Source organism: Lysinibacillus sp. NPDC097279, from assembly GCF_044761745.1.
Taxonomy (GTDB): domain Bacteria; phylum Bacillota; class Bacilli; order Bacillales_A; family Planococcaceae; genus Lysinibacillus.
Genome location: NZ_JBIWDA010000001.1, coordinates 1,317,337 through 1,336,125 on the forward strand (window position 1 = coordinate 1,317,337; position 18,789 = coordinate 1,336,125).

Consider the following 18,789-nt stretch of genomic DNA (forward strand, 5'->3'; position numbering starts at 1 on the left):
CGTTAGCAACCACTTGCTAACGGTTTTCTTTTTTAGCGTTATTCATATAAAAAAATACCATGAGAGACGTATCTCTCGTGGTATTTTAGTATTTAAATAAATATTTTTTCATCTTTAAATTTGTTAGCTGTTAGTAAGCTTACAATAACAAAGATTATAAATGAAGCTACTATCGGGATTGTCACTGTATGCATACCAAAGATTGACGGATAAAAGCGATCAATCACAATGTATAACGTCATGCCCGTAATCATGGAAGCAATTGCGCCATATTTGTTGGCCTTTTTCCAATATAATCCTAGGACGACTGACCAAATAAAGACAGCTTCTAGGCCACCAAATGCAAATAAATTAAGCCAAACAAGTAAATCTGGTGGATTTAACGCAAATACAACGACTGCTAAACCAATTACTGTAGTGACAATAAAGCTTGCCCGCTTAATCTCCCCATCGTTGGCAGTTGGCTTCACATAGTTTAAATAAATATCTTTCACAACGGTTGAACTAACTAACATCAGTAGTGCATTAACCGTAGACATCGTGGCTGCCATCGGTGCTGCTAAAACAATACCCGCTAAATATGGCGGTAAAACTTTTAACGTTAATAATGGCATCACTTTATCGCCAATCTCAATACCTGGCATTACTGGACGCGCTAGCACGCCAATTAGGTGCATGCCGAACATAATTGTCCCGATGGCGATCGTACCAATAATAATGGCTAAATGCATACTTTTAGAATCTTTATAGCTCATAGCACGTACTGCAATTTGAGGTAGCCCCACTACGCCAATTCCTATTAAAATCCAAAATGTAGAAACATATAACGGCGTTAGTTCACCTTCTGCACCAAATGGAGACACTAACTTTGGATTTTCTGCTACAAGGGATGTCATAATTTGATCTATTCCCCCGCCTGCAATGATTGTCCCAATTAGTAAAATAACCGTACCAATTACCATTATCGAACCTTGTACTGTATCCGTTAAAGCAACCGCACGGAAGCCCCCAATAATGACATAAATTAATACTGATGCAGCAAAAATAAAGAGTGCCGCTGTATAATTTAAACCAGTTAATGATTCAATTAAGCGTGCTCCACCAACCCACTGTGCCATCATTGCAGAAAATAAAAAGACAATAATACTAATTGCAGATAAAATTACAATGACATGGCTTTTATAGCGTTCCCGTAAAAAATCAATTAATGTTATTGCCTGATAACGGCGAGCAATAATTGCAAATTTCTTTCCTAAAATCATTAATACAAAATAACCAGCTGGTAGTTGTGCCATCGCTAGGAGTACCCATCCAAGTCCTTTATTATAAGCGACCCCTGGTCCACCAATAAAGCTACTTGCGCTTCCGTACGTGGCAATCATAGTCATTGCTAGGATAAAGCCACCCATTTCACGACCACCAAGAAAATATTCCTGTAAAAACGAGTTCGATGAACGGACATGTTTATTGGCCCATATACCAATACCAAAAATAATAATTAAAAAGATGAAGAGTGGAAAAATAACTTGCCAGTGCACTATTTATCCACCTCCCCGTCTTCAAAAGGTACTTCTTTGAAAAAGAATTTTAAGACGAGCCAGATTAACACAATCATAAAAGCTGTTCCAGCGATACAACTATAGAAAAACCATGCTGGGAAACCCCAAACATATGTATATTTTGTTGGATCCCCCGAGCCTAGGCCATATGCAAAGCCGTACCAAATAGCAAAGTTGACAAGTACAAGTCCTATGCCGATGAGCGCCTCACGATGTGCAATTTTAAAGCGTTGATCTTTCAATATAGAATCCCCCTAACCTACTCTATTTTACTGATATGTAGGTATTATGGGAAGCATTGTGAACGATTTCGGTCGTTTTATCGGCGATTTTACACATCCTATCGGCGATATTAGAAGTTTTAACGGCGATTCCATACATTCTATCGGCGATACCTCATATTTTATTCAATTGCCATGTAAAGTGCTTTTTTGTCGATTTTCCCGACGATTGTTTTTGGTAACTCATCGATAATAATAATTTTTTTCGGAATTTTGTAGTGTCCTAACTCATTTCGACAAAGAGCCTTCACTTCAGCTATTAGCGTATCAGATTGCTGTTGGCAAACAACAAATGCCGTTACAATTTCACCCCAATAATTGTCTGGCACACCGATGACAGCTGCTTCTTTTACAAGCGGATGACGTAATAAACATTGCTCCACCTCTTGTGGGTAAACATTTTCACCGCCACTAATAATCATTTCTTTCCGACGACCGACAATATAAAAATAACCATCCTCATCCATTGTGGCTAAATCACCTGTTTTTAACCAGCCATCACAAATCGAATTGTCCGTTTCCTGCTGATTATTCCAATAAAATCTAAACATATGCTTACCTCTGACAAAGAGCTCACCTACTTCATGTGCAGTGCAATTCTTCCCATCTTTATTAATAATTTTTGCCTCAATAAATTGCATGCTTTTACCTACTGCCCCTTTTTTCGCATAAGCTTCTTCGCGTGAGATATAAAAATTATTTGGTCCAGCCTCTGTTAGTCCATAGCCTTCTTTAAAATATAGTCCCTTTTTAAAAAAAGCATCGTATATAGGGAGTGGACACGGTGCCCCGCCAGATAAGAACACTTTTACAGATGGAAAACTACTTTTCTGAAAATAATCTGTTGTAATCATCGCCTGGTACATTGTTGGCACAAATAAAGAAATAGTTGTTTTATAGTGATTAATTGCTCTAAGTGCTGTTTCCGCTTCGAACTTATCTCCAATAACAACCGTTCCTCCTGCCATCAGCAACGGGATAGATAGCGCATTTAGCCCACCTGTATGGAACATCGGCATATAGTTTAACGTACAGTCTTCTTCACTTAACCCCCAACTAATAATTGTATTAATTGCATTCCAATTAACAGAATTAAAGGATAGAACTACTCCCTTTGCTTTACCAGTAGTGCCTCCAGTATAAATCATTAGCCATGGATCATTTACATCCATTTCTATCTTGCTAGGAACAGACGCTGATTGCTGAACTTGTTGGATGGGATACATATTTTTTATTTGGATAGGACAATGAACATCCTGATCATAAAGAAGCATGGAAGGTGTAGCATCCGCAACGATTTCGCTCAGTTCCTTCGTATTGAGGCGCCAATTTAAAGGGACATAGATGAGTCCCCGTAAGCCACAAGCAAATAATATGGCAAATAGCTGTATATTATTTCTAGCAAAAATCGCTACACGACTACCTGTCTGTAATCCTTGGCTTTCAAAAAAACTGCTCCATTTTGCAATTTCATATGTTAACTGCTGATATGTCCATTGTTCCTTTGTTTCCAGGTTTACTAATGCTAAACGATGCGGTGTTAAAGATGCACGGTTTAAAATCCAAGCTTGCTCTGCAAACATCTTAACGCCTCCTTTATTACATCATAATAGCGCCATCCACATGGAGCGTATGGCCATGGACATAGGAAGCCTCTTCAGATGCTAAAAACAAATAAGCATTCGCGATATCTCTCGGTGTTCCTAATCTTTGTAGTGGCACAATCGACCGCATTTTTTCAAGCACTGTTTCAGGCATCTTTTTAACCATATCTGTCTCTGTAAAGCCTGGTGCGACAGCATTTACGTTAATCCCTTTACGCCCGAGCTCTTTTGCCCAAGTTTTCGTCATCCCTACAATCGCAGCCTTTGTTGCCGCATAATTTGTTTGACCTACATTTCCATAAACCCCACTTACAGAAGACGTATTAATAATTTTTCCGTAGCCTGCAGCAATCATATGGGGACTTACCTCTTGCGTGCAGTGGAAGACACCCGACAAATTTACATCAAGTACTTGCTGAAATTGATCCTCTGTCATTTTTGACAACATTGCATCCCGTGTTATACCTGCGTTATTGACTAAAATGTCAATACGACCAGCGTGCACAATTACCGTTTCCACAAGTTTTTTCACACTGTCTCGATTAGCGACATCAACCTGTACAAACGTGGCATTTCCACCTAGTTGATTGGCTGCAGTAATCCCTGCATTATCATCAAAATCAGCAATAAAAACAATGGCTCCTTCTTCAATAAACCGTTCTGCAGCGGCATATCCGATGCCATTAGCAGCACCCGTAATGATTGCTACTTTATTGTGTAAGCGCATTATGTTTCCCTCCAGTTTGTAAAAATGTTTCAATTTCAAATGTAAGTTGCTGCAAATCATCAATTAGCGGAGAATGACCACAATTTTTCAAGCTAACAAATTGTGCATGTTTAGGTAAATCGAGCATTGTTTCCTCATTCATTTGCTCTGTTATAACTAAATCTCGTTCACCTCTTAACACTAAAATAGGAATGTTAATTTGCTGTACTTCATTCGTTCCTTTTGCTACTTCATTATCGATAGCACTCACATTAAATATATTTAATGCGTGGTATACTTCAGCTAAATTTCTTTGCGTCAACATGTCTTCTATATATTCATCATAGTGATCTGCTTCTGGCTTGTTCTCTGTATAAATCAATGCATCCCATATCATTTTTAAGCCTTGCGCATTTTTGCTATCATAGAAACCTTGTACTGTCTTAGTTTTAGATATATCTACGAGCACTTCTTCATATGTGGCGGCCCTTTTGAATGAAGCATGATTTCCTGTTCCTAAATCACTGTAAAATGGATAGCCTCTAGTCGAAGCGGAAGCTAGTAAAATCAGCCGTTGACAATAACCAGGATAGTTCGCGACAAACTGCATACATACTGCGCCACCTGTAGACCAACCAATCATATCAAAGTGCTTTAAGGAAATCGCATCAACAAATAGCTTAATATCATCACTAAAATCTTTAATGGCAGTGATGGATTGATGATAAGATGAACCTCCAAAACCGCGTAAATCTAGGGCGTAAATCGTGTATATTGCATCTAAATTTTCCAACAGCATATCCCAATGCTTAGAGGAGGTCATATTGCCATGAATTAATAATAAAGTACGGTTACCCCCGTCGCGTTTACGATAAGCTATTGTTTCCCCATTTAATAGTTGAACTGTTTGTAACATTGCGCATCCTCCCTATCCCCAACGAATTGTTATTGCTCCCCAGACATAGCCTATACCAGCGCTAACAAGTGTTACAATGTCTCCATCGTCTATACGTTTTTCTTCTAATGCCAGCTGTAAAGATAAAATTTGATCGATTTGTCCAATGTGACCGTAGTTTTCTAAATAGATGGATTGTTCCTCTTGTAAGCCAAGTTCTGACAATATATACATGTGTGCAGACTTCTTCATATGAAGCATTGCTAGGTAGCGAATATTTTCTTCTCCTAATCCACTTTTCGCTAAAGATGATCGAATGACCTTTAAAAAATTATTTAATGATTTTTGTTCTAGTCTTTCCTTCATGCCAACTGGATCTAATACGTCTAATTGATATAGGTTGTTTGCTAAATGCTCAGCAGTAATTGGCTTTTTTGTTCCACCAACAGGGACTACCACATCCTCTGAAAAAGAACCATCCGTCATAATATCTGCCTCTAACAGATGGTTTCTGTCATAATTCTTTTGTAAAACAATCGCACCACCACCCGCGCCCAAATTATACATAAAGCGTGTTCTTGGATTGCTGTAGTCTATAAAATCAACATTACGATAGCCCCCTGCTAGCAACACAGTCTGAATGGCGTCATCCGATTCCATTAAGCTTTTTGCTATTTTAAGTGCCATAATCGTCGTACCACATCGTAATTGCACATCAAATGCCCAAGCATTGACTGCGCCAAGCTCCTCTTGCATTTTGATGGATGCTGTCCAAAGCGGATATTCTTTATGTTCCTCCCCTATATAAATCACAACATCAATTGTTTTCGGCTCAATACCAGCCTTTTGGATGGCTTCCTGAGCAGCCCATATCCCCATTTGCACAGTATGATCCTGTTCATCAGGAATGGGCTTTTCATGAATGCCCAACTTGTGGCGGATAATGTGCTCGGGAATTGACGATAGTTTGGCTATTTCATTTGCTGTCATTTTCGTTTGTGGGATATAGATACCTGTACTGACAATGCCTACAGTCATTCAAATCCCTCCTTCTCATGCGATAGTGCCGATGGTGTTTTACGTTTTTCTTTATGTTTTCCTCGCCATTTCCATACAATAAGCCGAATCGATCCGATAATTCCCTTTGGAAAGAACAATACAGCTAAAATATAGAGAATCCCAAAGAATATTATCCATCGTTCAAATATCGGATAATCCCTCGCTAACCCCGAAAGTGAATGTTGTGCATACTCAATGACCGCTGCCCCAAGCAGTGGTCCGACTAATGTGCCTACTCCGCCAATAATCGTCATTAACAATGCATCCAATGTTATGTCCATCGTCATCACACTTGTATTCACAAAGCGGAGAGACAGTGCATAAAGCGAACCCGCTAAGCTTGCTACAGTCCCTGCCACAACGGATGCGATGACTTTATAATGTAAAGTGTGAAAACCTAATGATTTTGTTCGTTGCTCATTTTCTCGCACTGCAATTAATATACGTCCTGTTGGCGACTGAACAAATCGATAAAGTGCAATAAAAATGACAACCAAACATGCTAATACAAAAAAATAAAATGTAATTCGATCTTTAAAAATTTCTGGTGCTCTAAACGTAAATCCGTCATTGCCATATGTAATGGAACGCCATTTTTCAGCAACAACTAAAAACAGTCCAGAAAAAGCGAGTGTAAGCATCGCAAAAAAGTGACTTTTTAAACGCAATGTTAGCAATCCAACTAGGAAGCTTACAATTCCAGCTAAAAACATTCCGATCACAATCGACAATAAAAAGATGGAAAGCGTCGTATCGACTTGTTTTAGCATAACGGCTGTTGTATAAGCACCAATTCCAAAGAACATCGCATGCCCAAATGACACGATACCCGTATAGCCGAGCAAAATATCGTAGCTCATTGCTAAAATACCAAAGATAAAAATTTGCGTTAATAAAATAATGAGTGTCCTCGAGTCATTAACGAAAGGAAGAAGAACGAGAATAGCTAGCAGTAAAACAAAACTTAGATGTTTCCACGTCAGTTTCTTCATCAAGTCGATCTCTCCTTTCCGATTGTAAATAAGCCTTGAGGTCGGAAAATTAACACGATAGCCATTAAAATCATATTGACAGCAAGTGATAACACAGGCACATAATAAGCCATAAAGCTACCAGCAAGACCTACTAAAATAGCAGCAAGCAGTGAACCAGAAAAGCTTCCCATTCCCCCAATGACAACAACGATAAAGCCTAAAATTGCATATTCCATCCCCATCTCTGCATAAATAACACCTGAATAGGGGGCCATTAACATACCACTTAATGCTGCCAAAGCTGCACCTACCATAAAGACATATAAAAATACTTGTTTAATATGAATACCAAGCGCCTGGACCATTTCTTTATCCTGTACTCCTGCTCGTACAATCAGTCCGATCTTTGTACGTTTTAGCATGTATTGGAATATGCCGAAAATAACAAAACCAACTAAAATGATAAATAATCGATATTTTATTATGATGACGTCACCTATCTCCCAGCTCCCCGCTAAATAGCTAGGCGTTTTCACCGATACACCATTTGGTCCAAAAACGACTTTAATCATCTCTTGTAAAACAAGCATTAACCCTAAAGTAATTAATATTTGTTGGATATGATTGCCGTATACTGGTGTAATAATAAACTTCTCCGTCAGCAAGCCTAAAATAGCACCTGCGACGATTGCGCCTATAATGCCAATGAAAAAGCTTTCTGTGTACATATACGTAAATATTCCAGCATACGCGCCCCACACAAACAATCCACCGTGAGCAAAATTTAATACATCCATCAGCCCAAAAATTAACGTCAATCCTGCTGCAAGCAAAAAGATTAACATGCCTGTAGCCAACCCGTTAATGACTAAATTTACGATTAGCTCCAATGAAACACACCTCCTTTATCCGATTCCTAGATACTTACGTTTTAATTCTTCATTGTGGATAAGATCTTTCATGTTTCCTGAATGAACTGTTCGACCATCGTCTATTAATGTGTACGTATCACCAATACGACTCGCCATAATAAAGTTTTGCTCCACAAGGACAATAGACGTTTGCTTTTTCATTTCCACGATTGCCTCCATTACTTTCTCTATAACAATCGGCGCAAGGCCTTTTGACGGCTCATCAATTAAAATTAATTTACTTTCATTAATAAATGCCCTTGCCATTGACAGCATTTGTTTTTGACCACCCGAAAGATGACCACCAGCCTTTTTCCAAAATTTCTTTAAATCTGGAAATAGCTCGAGTACATATTGCTGCCGCTCCAATGCTGCATTGTCCTCCTTGCGCATCGCCACTTTCATATTTTCCTCTACCGTTAAATCTGCGAAAATCCCTTGATTTTCTGGTACATAGCCAATACCTAATTTAGCCACTTTGTAAGTGGGACTTTTTTTTATCGACTTCATGCAAAAATTGACTTCGCCTTTAGAAGCGGGTGTTAACCCCATAATTGTTTTTAAAGTAGTTGTTTTCCCTGCACCATTTCTCCCTAGTAGGACACTGACCTGTCCTTCAACCGCCTCAAAATTGACACCTTGCAAAATGTGGTATTGACCGATATGTGTATGAACGTCATTTAATTTCAGTAAGGTGTTCATCGTACAACCCTCCTAAATAGGCATTTTGAACAGTTTCATTTTGCATAATGGCTTCTGGTGTTCCATCTGCAAGAAGCTGCCCATTAAATAACACCATAATGGAGTCTGACAAATCTAAAATCATATCCATCTTGTGTTCAATAAGCAAAATCGTTTTATCACCTTTATTTTTTATCGTTCGGATTACTTCTAAAATGGCTGGTACCTCTTCTAACGACATACCAGCAGTAGGTTCATCCAGCAGTAAAATTTCAGTGTCTAGAGCAAGTAACATGGCAATTTCTAACTTTCTTTTTTCACCATGTGACAGCATTGTCGTCAGTGCATCTCTTTTATTTTCAAGCAAAACAAGCGACAATAGTTCATCTGCTTTTTCTAAAATAGCTTTATAACTTTTATAATGACGAAACAGTTGATAGCGTATTTTTTCTTTTGATTGCACTGCTAGACGAACGTTCTCTAAAACAGTTAAATTAGGAAAAACATTTGTAATTTGAAATGAGCGTCCTAGCCCCATGCGCGTCCTTTCCACCGATGATACTTGCGCAAGTGACTGCCCTTTAAAAAACACATCACCAGCAGTGGGCTTTAACTCACCGCTTATTAAATTAAAGAATGTTGTTTTTCCTGCACCATTTGGTCCAATAATTGATTTCAAATGTTTTTCAGGCATCGTAAAGTTCACTTGATCGACTGCGGTATGGCCACCAAAACGGATTGTTAAGTTTTCTGTTCGTAAAATAGGCTCCATTTCAATCTCCTTTCTAGTGCTTCTATCACTCTTCATCTACTCTCAACAGAAATGAGATGAAGAGAGACAGAACGAAGTATACTTCTGTCTCTCACTTGTTTGGAAAAGTCTAGTTCATAACAGGTGGCGCAGTTTCCTCAGGGCTTAGTTCACGAATGAGCACTGGCACTGGGTAATCGACACCCTCTTGTTGTTCTAAACGAATCGAATACATTGACTGTAAAGCTTGGTGATCTTCTTCCCGAAAAGTCATCTTCCCTTTTGGAGTTTCAAATGACATACCTTCCATAATGCCAATTAGTTTTTTTGCATCTACGTCCCCTTGTGATTTTTTCAATGCTTCTACAATTGAAATAGCAGCAGACATCCCACCTGGAGTAAATAAATCAGGTACTTCATTAAATCGTTTTTGATGCTCATCAACTAACCATTTATTCACTTCATTTTGCGGTAACGTATGATAATAAACCGAGAATCCTTCCATGCCTATTAGCGGGTTCATAAACTTCAGAGCAATAATATCTGGCGCTCCAGTAGAAATTTTTATGCCTTTTTCTTGAATTTTAAGATCGGCAATTTGATTCCAAGGGGAGTTTGCCCCAGCCCATACGACAAATAAGTAATCTGGCTTTGCATCAATTACCTTTTGTAAATTAGAGGTAAAGTCAGTAGCAGCAGGGTCTGCATACTCCTCTAGCACGATTTCAGCACCTAGTTCCTCTGCAGCTGTTTTAAATGCTTTCACACCATCCCATCCGAATGAATAATCTGGCGCAAACGTCGCAATTTTCACACCTTTGCCTGCGATGGCAGCTGCTGCTGCGTACGCATCCTGTGAGGAGTTACGCCCTGTGCGGAATATATAGTCATTAAATTCCGAACCTGTAATACTATCTGCTACCGCTGGTTCAACGACCATAATTTTCTCGTATTCCTCCGCGAGTGGTAATACAGCGAGCGTATCACCTGAGCTAGATGAGCCAACTAAGAAATCTACCTTATCATCTTCCAAAAGCTTTGTAGCCTTCTGTACGGCTACCTCAGGTTTTGTTTCTGTATCTTCATAAACAATTTCAATTTTTTTACCGTTTACCTCCATGCTACCGCTTGTTGCATATTCGATGCCTAAATCAAATCCACGTTGTGTTTGCTTCCCATAGGATTCGAGGGCACCTGTCAGAGATGCAAGAACACCAATTTTAATTGTGCCCCCCTCAGCTTCCCCCTCAGAGCCTTTGCCCTCATCATTTGAAGCAGGATCATCTGCTGAATTATCTTTTGCCCCTTCTCCATTACAAGCCACCATCATCAATGATAAAACGGCTAACAGTAACAATAACCAAACCTTTTTCATCCCAAAACCCCTTTCAAAATGAGTTGTAAAGAAAGCGCTTTCGATGCTATGCACTTACTATATAAAAGTCCAGTTACAAATCAGTTACAAATTTTCTTTTGAATAAGTAATGAAATACAAAAAAGCCTGGTACAAGACCAGACTCAAGTGAAATTAAGTTTTTACTCCTACAAGAAAAAAGAGCGATTTGATTCGTTTACTCGATCTAACCACTCGCTCATAAGTGTAAGAAAAATATTGGATTGTTCAATTTGTAGGTTATGGCCTGCCCGATCTAAAATCGAGAAGGTTGCTCTTGGGAATAAATCTATCACATCAAAAGCATCTTTATAGCCTACAACGGCATCTTGTTTGCCTAATAAAAAGAGACTTGGCTGATGAAACATAATATTTTCTAGATGAAATGAAAAGCCGTAGCTTTGTTGAATCTTTTCTAGAAAATGCACATCAGCTATTTGGCAACCGGCTAATACTTCATTTGAATAGCGTTGCCAGTTATATTTATCAAGAACAACTTGGTTCGAACTAAAATCGTCTACTTCTTGTTTCGTTAATGTTGCTAGAAATTGTTGGTCTGCTGCTATAATCGAATGTGCAGGTACTGTGCGTTCTTGCTTTTCAGGTACAATCATTGGACAAATAAAGGCAGCACCTAAAATACGATCCCTCTGATTTTGGATAACACCTCTTGTTAAATAACCACCATACGATTCCCCAACTATGACATACGGTTGATTGGGCAGCAATGTATTGATAAACTCTAATATGGTCTCCAACATATCATCTGAATTACTTATGTTTTCATAGTCTTTTGTCTTGCCCATGCCTGGAAGGTCCATATATATACGACTCCAGCCATCTCTTTCTTTAAAAATCGGCTCCATACATCCTTTCATAAGTCGATGATCCGGAGAAAATCCATGTAACATAATAATGGGTATTCCTTCCCCAATCACTTCATAATAAATATTCGCATTCGTACCTTTGCAAAATGGCATATTTGCTCCTCCAATATTTCAACATATCTGTGTGCTAATTCATTATTAAATCAAATACAGCCATTGTCGGCTCCATAGGTGATGTATTGAGTTCTTTTTGTAAATGGTGCACACATTTTTCATACCATTTTAATGCAAGTGATCGGTTCCCTAATTGATAATAACTATACATTAAAAGACGGTATCCTTCCTCCCAAAGTACATCTTCTTGAACAATCTTTTCTGCATAAAAAATAGCTTGTTTAAACTGCTGTAGTCTTGTTGCATTTTGAGCTAATCGTTCAAGTACTTCAATATATAAAGTTTGCAACTTGTCACGATCTTGCGTCAGCCAATCAATTTGCTTTTTTTCAGCATATAAAACATCTTTGTAACTATCGGCTGCCATTTGCAACCACTCATTTGATAATAGTGGATCGAATTCTTCCATTCCTAGTGCATAATAATAATGAAAACGTTCGACATCGATATGCAAAAATTGAATATGCTGTAGTTGATACATATTGCTTTTACGATGAATAAAAAAGCTATCTTGACGAGCATTGCGCTTCGGTTCTAGCACTTTTAATAACGTGTTTAATACTACTTTAAAGTCCCGATCTAATGTTTCTACTGAACGGTCAGGCCATAGTGCCTGTGCAATTTCCTCTTTAGGCATATACCTTTGGCGATGGCAATATAAATAAACAAAAAGTTCCTTCGATTTTTCTCTCTGCCACTCTTTATCTCCTAGTTTGCGATAGTTTCTTATTAAATTTAAACTACCAAATAAATTAATTTGAATTTCTTCTGTATGATAAACGACGTTCCCTTCCATTTGAAAGTAATTTCGCAACGCTTGAATCGCTGTATGGTCTTCCTTCCAGCTCTCGCTATACTGTAATAGCTCGTAAAAAATCGTTAAATTCGTTGGACCGAGAATCGTTTTTCTTTGAAAAAAATATTCGTAGCCATTATCAATACAATGACTAGCAAAAAGTTTGAAATAATGTGTAAATGCGACAGCATTATTCTCTTTGAAGGTGATGACAGATTGGTAGAAAAAAACATGCATCTCCCCATATCGATCGCCACAATCGAGAAATAGCTTATGTGCTTTTAATAATATTTCGCTTGCCTCTTGCCATTCATTACATGAAATCATTACCTTCACTTCAGCAAGTAAAATAAGTGCTGTCATCCAAGCGTCTTGTACTTGTTCAGTTTCTTGTAGACCTAGTGCTAAGTATTTTCGAGCAGATACATAATCCCCAAGTGCATGTTTGGCAATCGCCAGTCCCATATACGGTTCAGCCTTTACACGTGAAATATTAATGGTATTCATTAGTACAATGGCTTTCTCGTAAGCAACACAAGCGACTTCATAATTAGGATAATCTAATAACAGCAAAGCATGCGCTTTTCGATTATAGCCAACAGCCTCGATAAAAATGGACTTTTCACGCATACCCCTCCGAATACCGTGCTGTGCCGTATACCAAGCTTCTACGCCTTGACCTAATAAAGCAAAAACGAAAGATGCTAAGAGCTCACTTTCCCTATGAGTGGCAACCAATTGCGGAGGCATTTCCAATCTTTTAATCAATAGATTTTTTGCCTCGACTAATTGCCCTGTTCTTAACATAATCCGCACATCAACATTTGCTCTATATAAAACCGCTTCATTTAAATTCACTTCTTCTATAAATTGTTTTGCCTTATGGGCTTTCCCTAAATTCACTAAATTTTCAGTATACTGTCGTTGTAATTCTATATGTTCTTCCTTGCTTAATGCCGCATTTGGCGCTAATTGTAATGCTTGTTTTAAATAGGGTTCTGCTAAAGCAGGCTGAATTGTATCAAGATAAATGTGGGCTAATCCAGCCTGTGCCTTTGTCATAAAGAGTGCATCGTTGTTCCTCTTAGCAAGCTGTTCACTCATTTCGTATGCATTTTTTGCCTTTTCATAATAGGCACGATAACGGTGGCACTCCCCCTCAAAAAAATACAAACGATAAAATTTTATTTTTACATCAGCTGAAAAACGGTGAATTTTCTCTAACAGCCATTCAAACTGACCAGCTTTTACTATACTCTCCGCATGATTTTGTAGAAGCTCACCACTGAAATGTGCGTCATTTGATTTAAATGCATGGTGTAAAATGGCATGAATGTTGTTGTTTTTGACGTAATATAAAGCTGCCTTTTTATGTAAATTTACATAGTTTGTAGGGAATTGCTGCCACTTCATTTCTAAAAATCGGCTAAATAAAGCATGAAAACGAAAGGAGCCATTTTCAGCAACTGGTTGAATAAACAGATGCTTTTGCAATAACAGTTTTAACGTTTCTGCCGTTTCTCTATTATAAAAGTCAGTAATTAATTCTACAGAGAAAGTTGGAAAAATGGCCAATTTGAGTAGTACATCTTGCTCGTAGTTACTCATCTTTAAAAATACTTCTTCTGATAAGTAGGTAAAAAGATCATTTGAATGGATCGTTAACCAGTAATCTAATGCTTCATTGTTCCATTGCTCAGCTAGCAATGCAATGCTAATTGCCCATCCTTCTGTAATATTTAATACTTTTGATATTTCATCTTCCGTAAGATGGATTGCAGCATAATCTTCAAAGAAAACAGCAATTTCTTCATCTGTAAATGCTAAATCTGCCTCTGTAATAAAATGCGCTTTCATATGCATTTTTAGCTTTCTAATTATATCCCAATTCGGTAATGTTCTAGAGGCAAAGATAAAATGGATATTTGGAGGTGAAAATTCAATGATTCTTTCCATTACATAGTTAATATGAAACTCATGGTCTACTAAATGATAATCATCAATAACAACCAAAAAGGAATCTTGAATCTCGCATAAACTATTAACAAATAGCTTATACCACCGATTTAGCTCTTCGATTTTTGGAAAGCGTGAAAGCTGATGCCATTTATTAAATTGTTCACCAAACTGTGGTACTATTCGCTTTATACTATGAAGTAAATGTCTTAGAAAGGGTAATATATTATCGTCCTCATCTGAAACACTATACCAAGAAAATTTACGAGATTCCGCATGTAAAAATTGTGCAAGAATTGTAGTCTTTCCGTATCCAGCACCACTATGAATAAATGTACAAGTATGTCCAAGACCTTTTTTTAGTTTTTTCATTAGTGACGCTCTACGTATACAATGGTTAGACGGACTAGGTGGAATACACTTTGAATGAATAATTATATCTGCTGTCATTACTTACACTTACCTCCCCCTAATTACGGTTATACGGGTAGTGACATAAATTTTATGCCATTGTTTTCGAAAGTTAAATTATTGACAGTTTACCATATACTATATGTAGTTTTATATTATTCCAATGAATTATGGCAGACAAAAGAAAAAAGAGTTAGATTGACTACACAATGGGCAATCCCTCAATAATACCAATTATATCCTTACATTTTATTCTGTATATAGTTAGTATTCTATCAAACAAAAATAATCCCGATTATCATGATCGATAATCGGGATTTTAGCTTTAATTATAGTAAATCCTTACGTAATTGCGCAGCTGATTTTGGAGATAACAGACCGAATGGAATATCGAGTACTGTTTTTGCTCCTTTGTCGCCTGCTTGGCTTAATCGGTGTGCTGCACGAGCATACGCTACAAGGACACTTGAAGTGAAGTTTGGATTACTTTCAAGTTTTAAGGAGAATTCTAGAATTTGTTTATCGTCAGCGCCACTTTCTCCACTGCGAATAACGAAACCACCATGTGGCATACCTGTATGATTAGCATTAAATTCTTCTTCAGAAATAAAGTTTACAGTTGTGTCATACTCATCGAAATAATTTGGCATTGTCACAATTTCTTGTTCCACTTTTGCCGAATCTGCACCATCTTCAAGCACTACCCAACATTCACGTGCATGTTTTTCACGTGTAGTAAGTTCTGGATTTTCGCCATTTCGAACACGTTCCACTGCATCTTTGATTGGTAATGTATATTGAACAGCATTTTTAACCCCTTCAATACGACGTACTGCATCTGAGTGGCCTTGACTTAAGCCGTCGCCCCAGAATGTGTACGTTGTGCCTACTGGTAATACAGCCTCTCCTAACACACGATTTAAAGAAAATAAACCTGGATCCCAACCTACTGAAATTACAGATACTTTACCAGATTTTTGTGCTGCAGCGTCTACCGCTTCGTAAAACTCTGGAATTTTCGCATGAGTATCAAAACTGTCAATTGTATTAAACCATTGCGCAAAATGTGGTCCTTGTTCAGGTAAATCAGTTGCAGAACCACCACATAAAATCATTACATCAATGTCATCTTGGAATTTTTCAGCATCATCTACTAAATATACGTTTGCGTTACTTGCAACGCTCACTGTTGAAGGATCACGACGTGTGAAAACTGCTACTAATTCCATATCTGGATTTTGCGAAATAGCGAATTCTACACCGCGCCCTAAATTTCCATAACCGACAATACCTACTCGAATTGCACTCATTAAAATTCCTCCTCACGTTAACGTGACAATGTGAAAACATTCACGTTAAATCTAATTACAATAATACTTTGAGTTAGAAAAATTCACAATAGTTTGAGTACGTGTTTTTGTCTTGAAATTATACAAATTTTCTATGATTTCTATACATTAATGGCATGAATACGGTTACAAAATATTAAAAAATATGACGAACCTTTAAGCTTTCGTAAAAGGCTTGTAAATTAAGACTTTTTGAACTAAAGGTCTTGTACAATATAAATAACAATAAAGGGGGCATGTTGAATGAAAGGTAATGGTTATTCACTATGTAAAACAGTGGTTTTTTTAAATCCCAAAGATAACGCAGTTTCTGTTTCACCATTGAGGGTTTTAGATGCAAGGTTTTCTACAAGCAAGCGCCTCAGCAATGAACGAGCTATGCAAAAAATACCTTGTCCTGCCAATATGCCTCTTTCAATTCCAATAAATGAGCGTGATATTAGCGAAACACATAGTAATTACCATAGTGAGAAGCAAATAGCACGCTGGTTTATTAAAAAAAGTGAGTACAATGAAAGCACCTTTTAATGAATTTCTTGCGCTAATCGAGAAAGCCGTTTTTCATCGACTATATGATAGCCATTTTTTTGCTTTTCCAAAATATGATCCTCACAAAATTGAGCAAGTACATATAATAAATGACGATATGATACCCCCAAATACTCACATATTTCCGTATGTTTTTCTTTGTAAATACCATTGTCAGACGATAGCTTGATAAAAGCCGCTAATCGATTTTCCAGTGGATAAGCCTGATTTTGCGTGTATTTTGATGTCATATTGGAAGCTTTCTCCCCGAGAAATACACATAATCGACGTAAAAATGGCGCATCTGCCAGCAACAAATCTTTACATCCCTGTGTTGCAATCGATAAACAAATGGTTTCTGTAACAGTTTGAATCCCTTTTGTATATCTCGCCTCATTCAGCAATTCAATTTCCCCCATAAAGCATGGTGCTTGAATATATTCAATCAAAGAAACCTTACCATTTTTATGCGTTACATATAGTTTTGCTTTGCCTTCCATCATATAGTACATCGTATCTGGAAAGCATCCTTCTTTAAAAATCCATTCTCCCTTTTCAAATTTACATATTTCAATAAATGGATGAAAGTCAAAAGAGAAAAAATCATCAATATTAAATTTTTTTATATAGTAAGAACGTTCTTCACCTGTAAGTTTTTGCATTTTTTCTAGACTCCTATTCAAAATATGAGATATCTCACATTATTGTAGCGAGGAACATGCTATTATTCAACATAGTTAAATGGAGGTACCAAATTTTATGAACAATCAACGTTGGCTTTCTCAAAGTTTCTTTACATTCTTTTTTACATGGGGCATTTTTTTACCATATTGGACAGGGTGGTTAGTCGATGCAAAACACATTACCGTATCTCAAGCTAGTGTCGTTATGGGCTGTGGTCTTTTAGCTCGAGCAACGTCCAATCTATTTTTCTTTCCCACCCTAGCAAAATACGTACACAATAAGCGCTTAACGACAATTTTAGCAATTGGCGCATTGCTGACGGCTTTACTTTACATTCCAAGTACTAGCTTTTCCTCACTTCTTTTTGTAACGATTTTATTTAGTATTTTTTATCCTGCTCTATTACCTGCCGTAGAAAGCAGTGCGGCAACACTTGTGCAACATGGCAACGTCCATTACGGTAAAAGTCGCTCTTACGGATCATTCGGCTTCGTTATTGCGGTACTTATTATTAGTATGCTAACAGGTGTTTTTGGTAAACAAGTTATTTTCTGGAGTATGATTCTAGGTATAATTGGTATGTTATTAATGCAACAATTGGCCACACCAAAAGAATTACTCATTGTTCCAACGAAGGAACAACGAGCGCAATCACTTTCAATGAAAACATTATGGACTATTAAAGGTTTCCCTATTGTGTTATTTATCGTGATTTTATTACAAGGTGCACATGCTTCCTACTATAGCTATGGCTATATTTATTTAGAAGATTTACACGTGGATCCATTCTATATGGGGATGATTATTAACATTGCAGTTATTTGTGAAATTTTATATTTTATGAAGGCTGATACGCTGTTTAAAAAATGGCGCTCATCTTCTTTATTATTGCTAGCGGCTAGTGGCTCATCGTTACGTTGGTTACTTATCTTCCTATTTCCAAACGTTTGGGTATTTATCGGCTCGCAAATATTACATTCTCTATCATTTGCGCTTGCGCACTATGCCTTTATCGGTTATTTAACGAAAAACTTACCGAAAGAGCAAATTCCAAATGCACAAGGCATCTATTCAGCACTGGCAATGGGTTTAAGTACCGCCATTCTTACATTTTTAGGTGGCTATTTATACGAAATTTCCCCTGGTCTTGCCTTTGCCGCGATGTTGATTTGTACTGTGCCAGCAATCGGGATATTGCTAGCTACTCGAAATAAATTCCATTATTAAAAAGCAAGCAGGTGATGAAAGAC

General features: G+C 37.5%; 17 protein-coding genes. 2 read left to right on the top strand and 15 right to left on the bottom strand.

Features of this window, described 5'->3' with window-relative positions:
- Positions 1 to 92: 92 nt before the first annotated feature.
- From panF to ACIQ1H_RS06710, 14 genes are all read right to left on the bottom strand, one after another.
- A complete protein-coding gene (gene panF, locus ACIQ1H_RS06645; protein WP_402887459.1) occupies positions 93 to 1,538 on the bottom strand; it encodes a sodium/pantothenate symporter in 1,446 nt (481 codons plus the stop codon).
- Entirely contained in the window at positions 1,538 to 1,801 is a 264-nt protein-coding gene (locus tag ACIQ1H_RS06650; protein WP_172771427.1) for a YhdT family protein, read from the bottom strand. Before ACIQ1H_RS06650 ends, panF begins: the two co-directional genes overlap by 1 nt.
- Positions 1,802 to 1,962: 161 nt before the next feature.
- Positions 1,963 to 3,423 carry a class I adenylate-forming enzyme family protein gene (locus ACIQ1H_RS06655; RefSeq protein ID WP_402887461.1) on the bottom strand — a complete coding sequence of 487 codons (1,461 nt, stop codon included), beginning with the start codon at positions 3,421 to 3,423 and terminating at the stop codon, positions 1,963 to 1,965.
- Between the two features lie 16 nt (positions 3,424 to 3,439).
- A complete protein-coding gene (gene fabG / locus ACIQ1H_RS06660; protein ID WP_402887463.1) occupies positions 3,440 to 4,171 on the bottom strand; it encodes a 3-oxoacyl-ACP reductase FabG in 732 nt (243 codons plus the stop codon).
- Complete coding sequence (phaZ, locus tag ACIQ1H_RS06665) at positions 4,155 to 5,066, bottom strand: intracellular short-chain-length polyhydroxyalkanoate depolymerase (protein ID WP_402887465.1); 912 nt, start codon at positions 5,064 to 5,066, stop codon at positions 4,155 to 4,157. The genes fabG and phaZ overlap by 17 nt, the downstream gene beginning before the upstream one ends.
- 12 nt (positions 5,067 to 5,078) lie before the next feature.
- Positions 5,079 to 6,083, bottom strand: a complete 1,005-nt coding sequence (locus ACIQ1H_RS06670) for a 3-oxoacyl-ACP synthase (RefSeq protein WP_402887467.1) — start codon at positions 6,081 to 6,083, stop codon at positions 5,079 to 5,081.
- On the bottom strand, positions 6,080 to 7,096 hold the full coding sequence (locus ACIQ1H_RS06675; RefSeq protein WP_402887469.1) for a branched-chain amino acid ABC transporter permease: 1,017 nt from the start codon (positions 7,094 to 7,096) through the stop codon (positions 6,080 to 6,082). Before ACIQ1H_RS06675 ends, ACIQ1H_RS06670 begins: the two co-directional genes overlap by 4 nt.
- Positions 7,096 to 7,968, bottom strand: a complete 873-nt coding sequence (locus ACIQ1H_RS06680) for a branched-chain amino acid ABC transporter permease (RefSeq protein WP_402887471.1) — start codon at positions 7,966 to 7,968, stop codon at positions 7,096 to 7,098. Before ACIQ1H_RS06680 ends, ACIQ1H_RS06675 begins: the two co-directional genes overlap by 1 nt.
- Before the next feature lie 15 nt (positions 7,969 to 7,983).
- A complete protein-coding gene (locus tag ACIQ1H_RS06685) occupies positions 7,984 to 8,691 on the bottom strand; it encodes an ABC transporter ATP-binding protein (RefSeq protein WP_402887473.1) in 708 nt (235 codons plus the stop codon).
- The gene (locus tag ACIQ1H_RS06690) at positions 8,666 to 9,442 is read right to left on the bottom strand and encodes an ABC transporter ATP-binding protein (protein ID WP_402887475.1); all 777 of its coding nucleotides are present in this window, start codon (positions 9,440 to 9,442) and stop codon (positions 8,666 to 8,668) included. The genes ACIQ1H_RS06685 and ACIQ1H_RS06690 overlap by 26 nt, the downstream gene beginning before the upstream one ends.
- Before the next feature lie 109 nt (positions 9,443 to 9,551).
- The gene (locus tag ACIQ1H_RS06695) at positions 9,552 to 10,796 is read right to left on the bottom strand and encodes a substrate-binding domain-containing protein (RefSeq protein ID WP_402887477.1); all 1,245 of its coding nucleotides are present in this window, start codon (positions 10,794 to 10,796) and stop codon (positions 9,552 to 9,554) included.
- A gap of 167 nt (positions 10,797 to 10,963) precedes the next feature.
- Positions 10,964 to 11,794, bottom strand: coding sequence for an alpha/beta fold hydrolase (locus ACIQ1H_RS06700; RefSeq protein ID WP_402887479.1), 831 nt, complete (start codon positions 11,792 to 11,794; stop codon positions 10,964 to 10,966).
- A gap of 34 nt (positions 11,795 to 11,828) precedes the next feature.
- Positions 11,829 to 14,939 (bottom strand): AfsR/SARP family transcriptional regulator, encoded by a 3,111-nt coding sequence (locus tag ACIQ1H_RS06705; protein WP_402887481.1) that lies wholly within the window; start codon positions 14,937 to 14,939, stop codon positions 11,829 to 11,831.
- A gap of 368 nt (positions 14,940 to 15,307) precedes the next feature.
- A complete protein-coding gene (locus ACIQ1H_RS06710; protein ID WP_172771416.1) occupies positions 15,308 to 16,288 on the bottom strand; it encodes a diaminopimelate dehydrogenase in 981 nt (326 codons plus the stop codon).
- A 282-nt stretch (positions 16,289 to 16,570) separates the two neighbouring features.
- Between ACIQ1H_RS06710 and ACIQ1H_RS06715 the strand changes: the two genes are divergently transcribed.
- A complete protein-coding gene (locus tag ACIQ1H_RS06715; protein ID WP_402887484.1) occupies positions 16,571 to 16,855 on the top strand; it encodes a hypothetical protein in 285 nt (94 codons plus the stop codon).
- Here the strand turns inward: ACIQ1H_RS06715 and yeiL are convergent.
- Entirely contained in the window at positions 16,852 to 17,517 is a 666-nt protein-coding gene (yeiL, locus tag ACIQ1H_RS06720) for a transcriptional regulator YeiL (protein ID WP_401011495.1), read from the bottom strand. The two genes, ACIQ1H_RS06715 and yeiL, sit on opposite strands and share 4 nt — an antisense overlap.
- A 97-nt stretch (positions 17,518 to 17,614) precedes the next feature.
- On the opposite strand from yeiL, the gene ACIQ1H_RS06725 reads away from it, so the two are divergent.
- Positions 17,615 to 18,766, top strand: coding sequence for an MFS transporter (locus tag ACIQ1H_RS06725; RefSeq protein ID WP_402887486.1), 1,152 nt, complete (start codon positions 17,615 to 17,617; stop codon positions 18,764 to 18,766).
- The last annotated feature ends 23 nt before the right edge of the window (positions 18,767 to 18,789 follow it).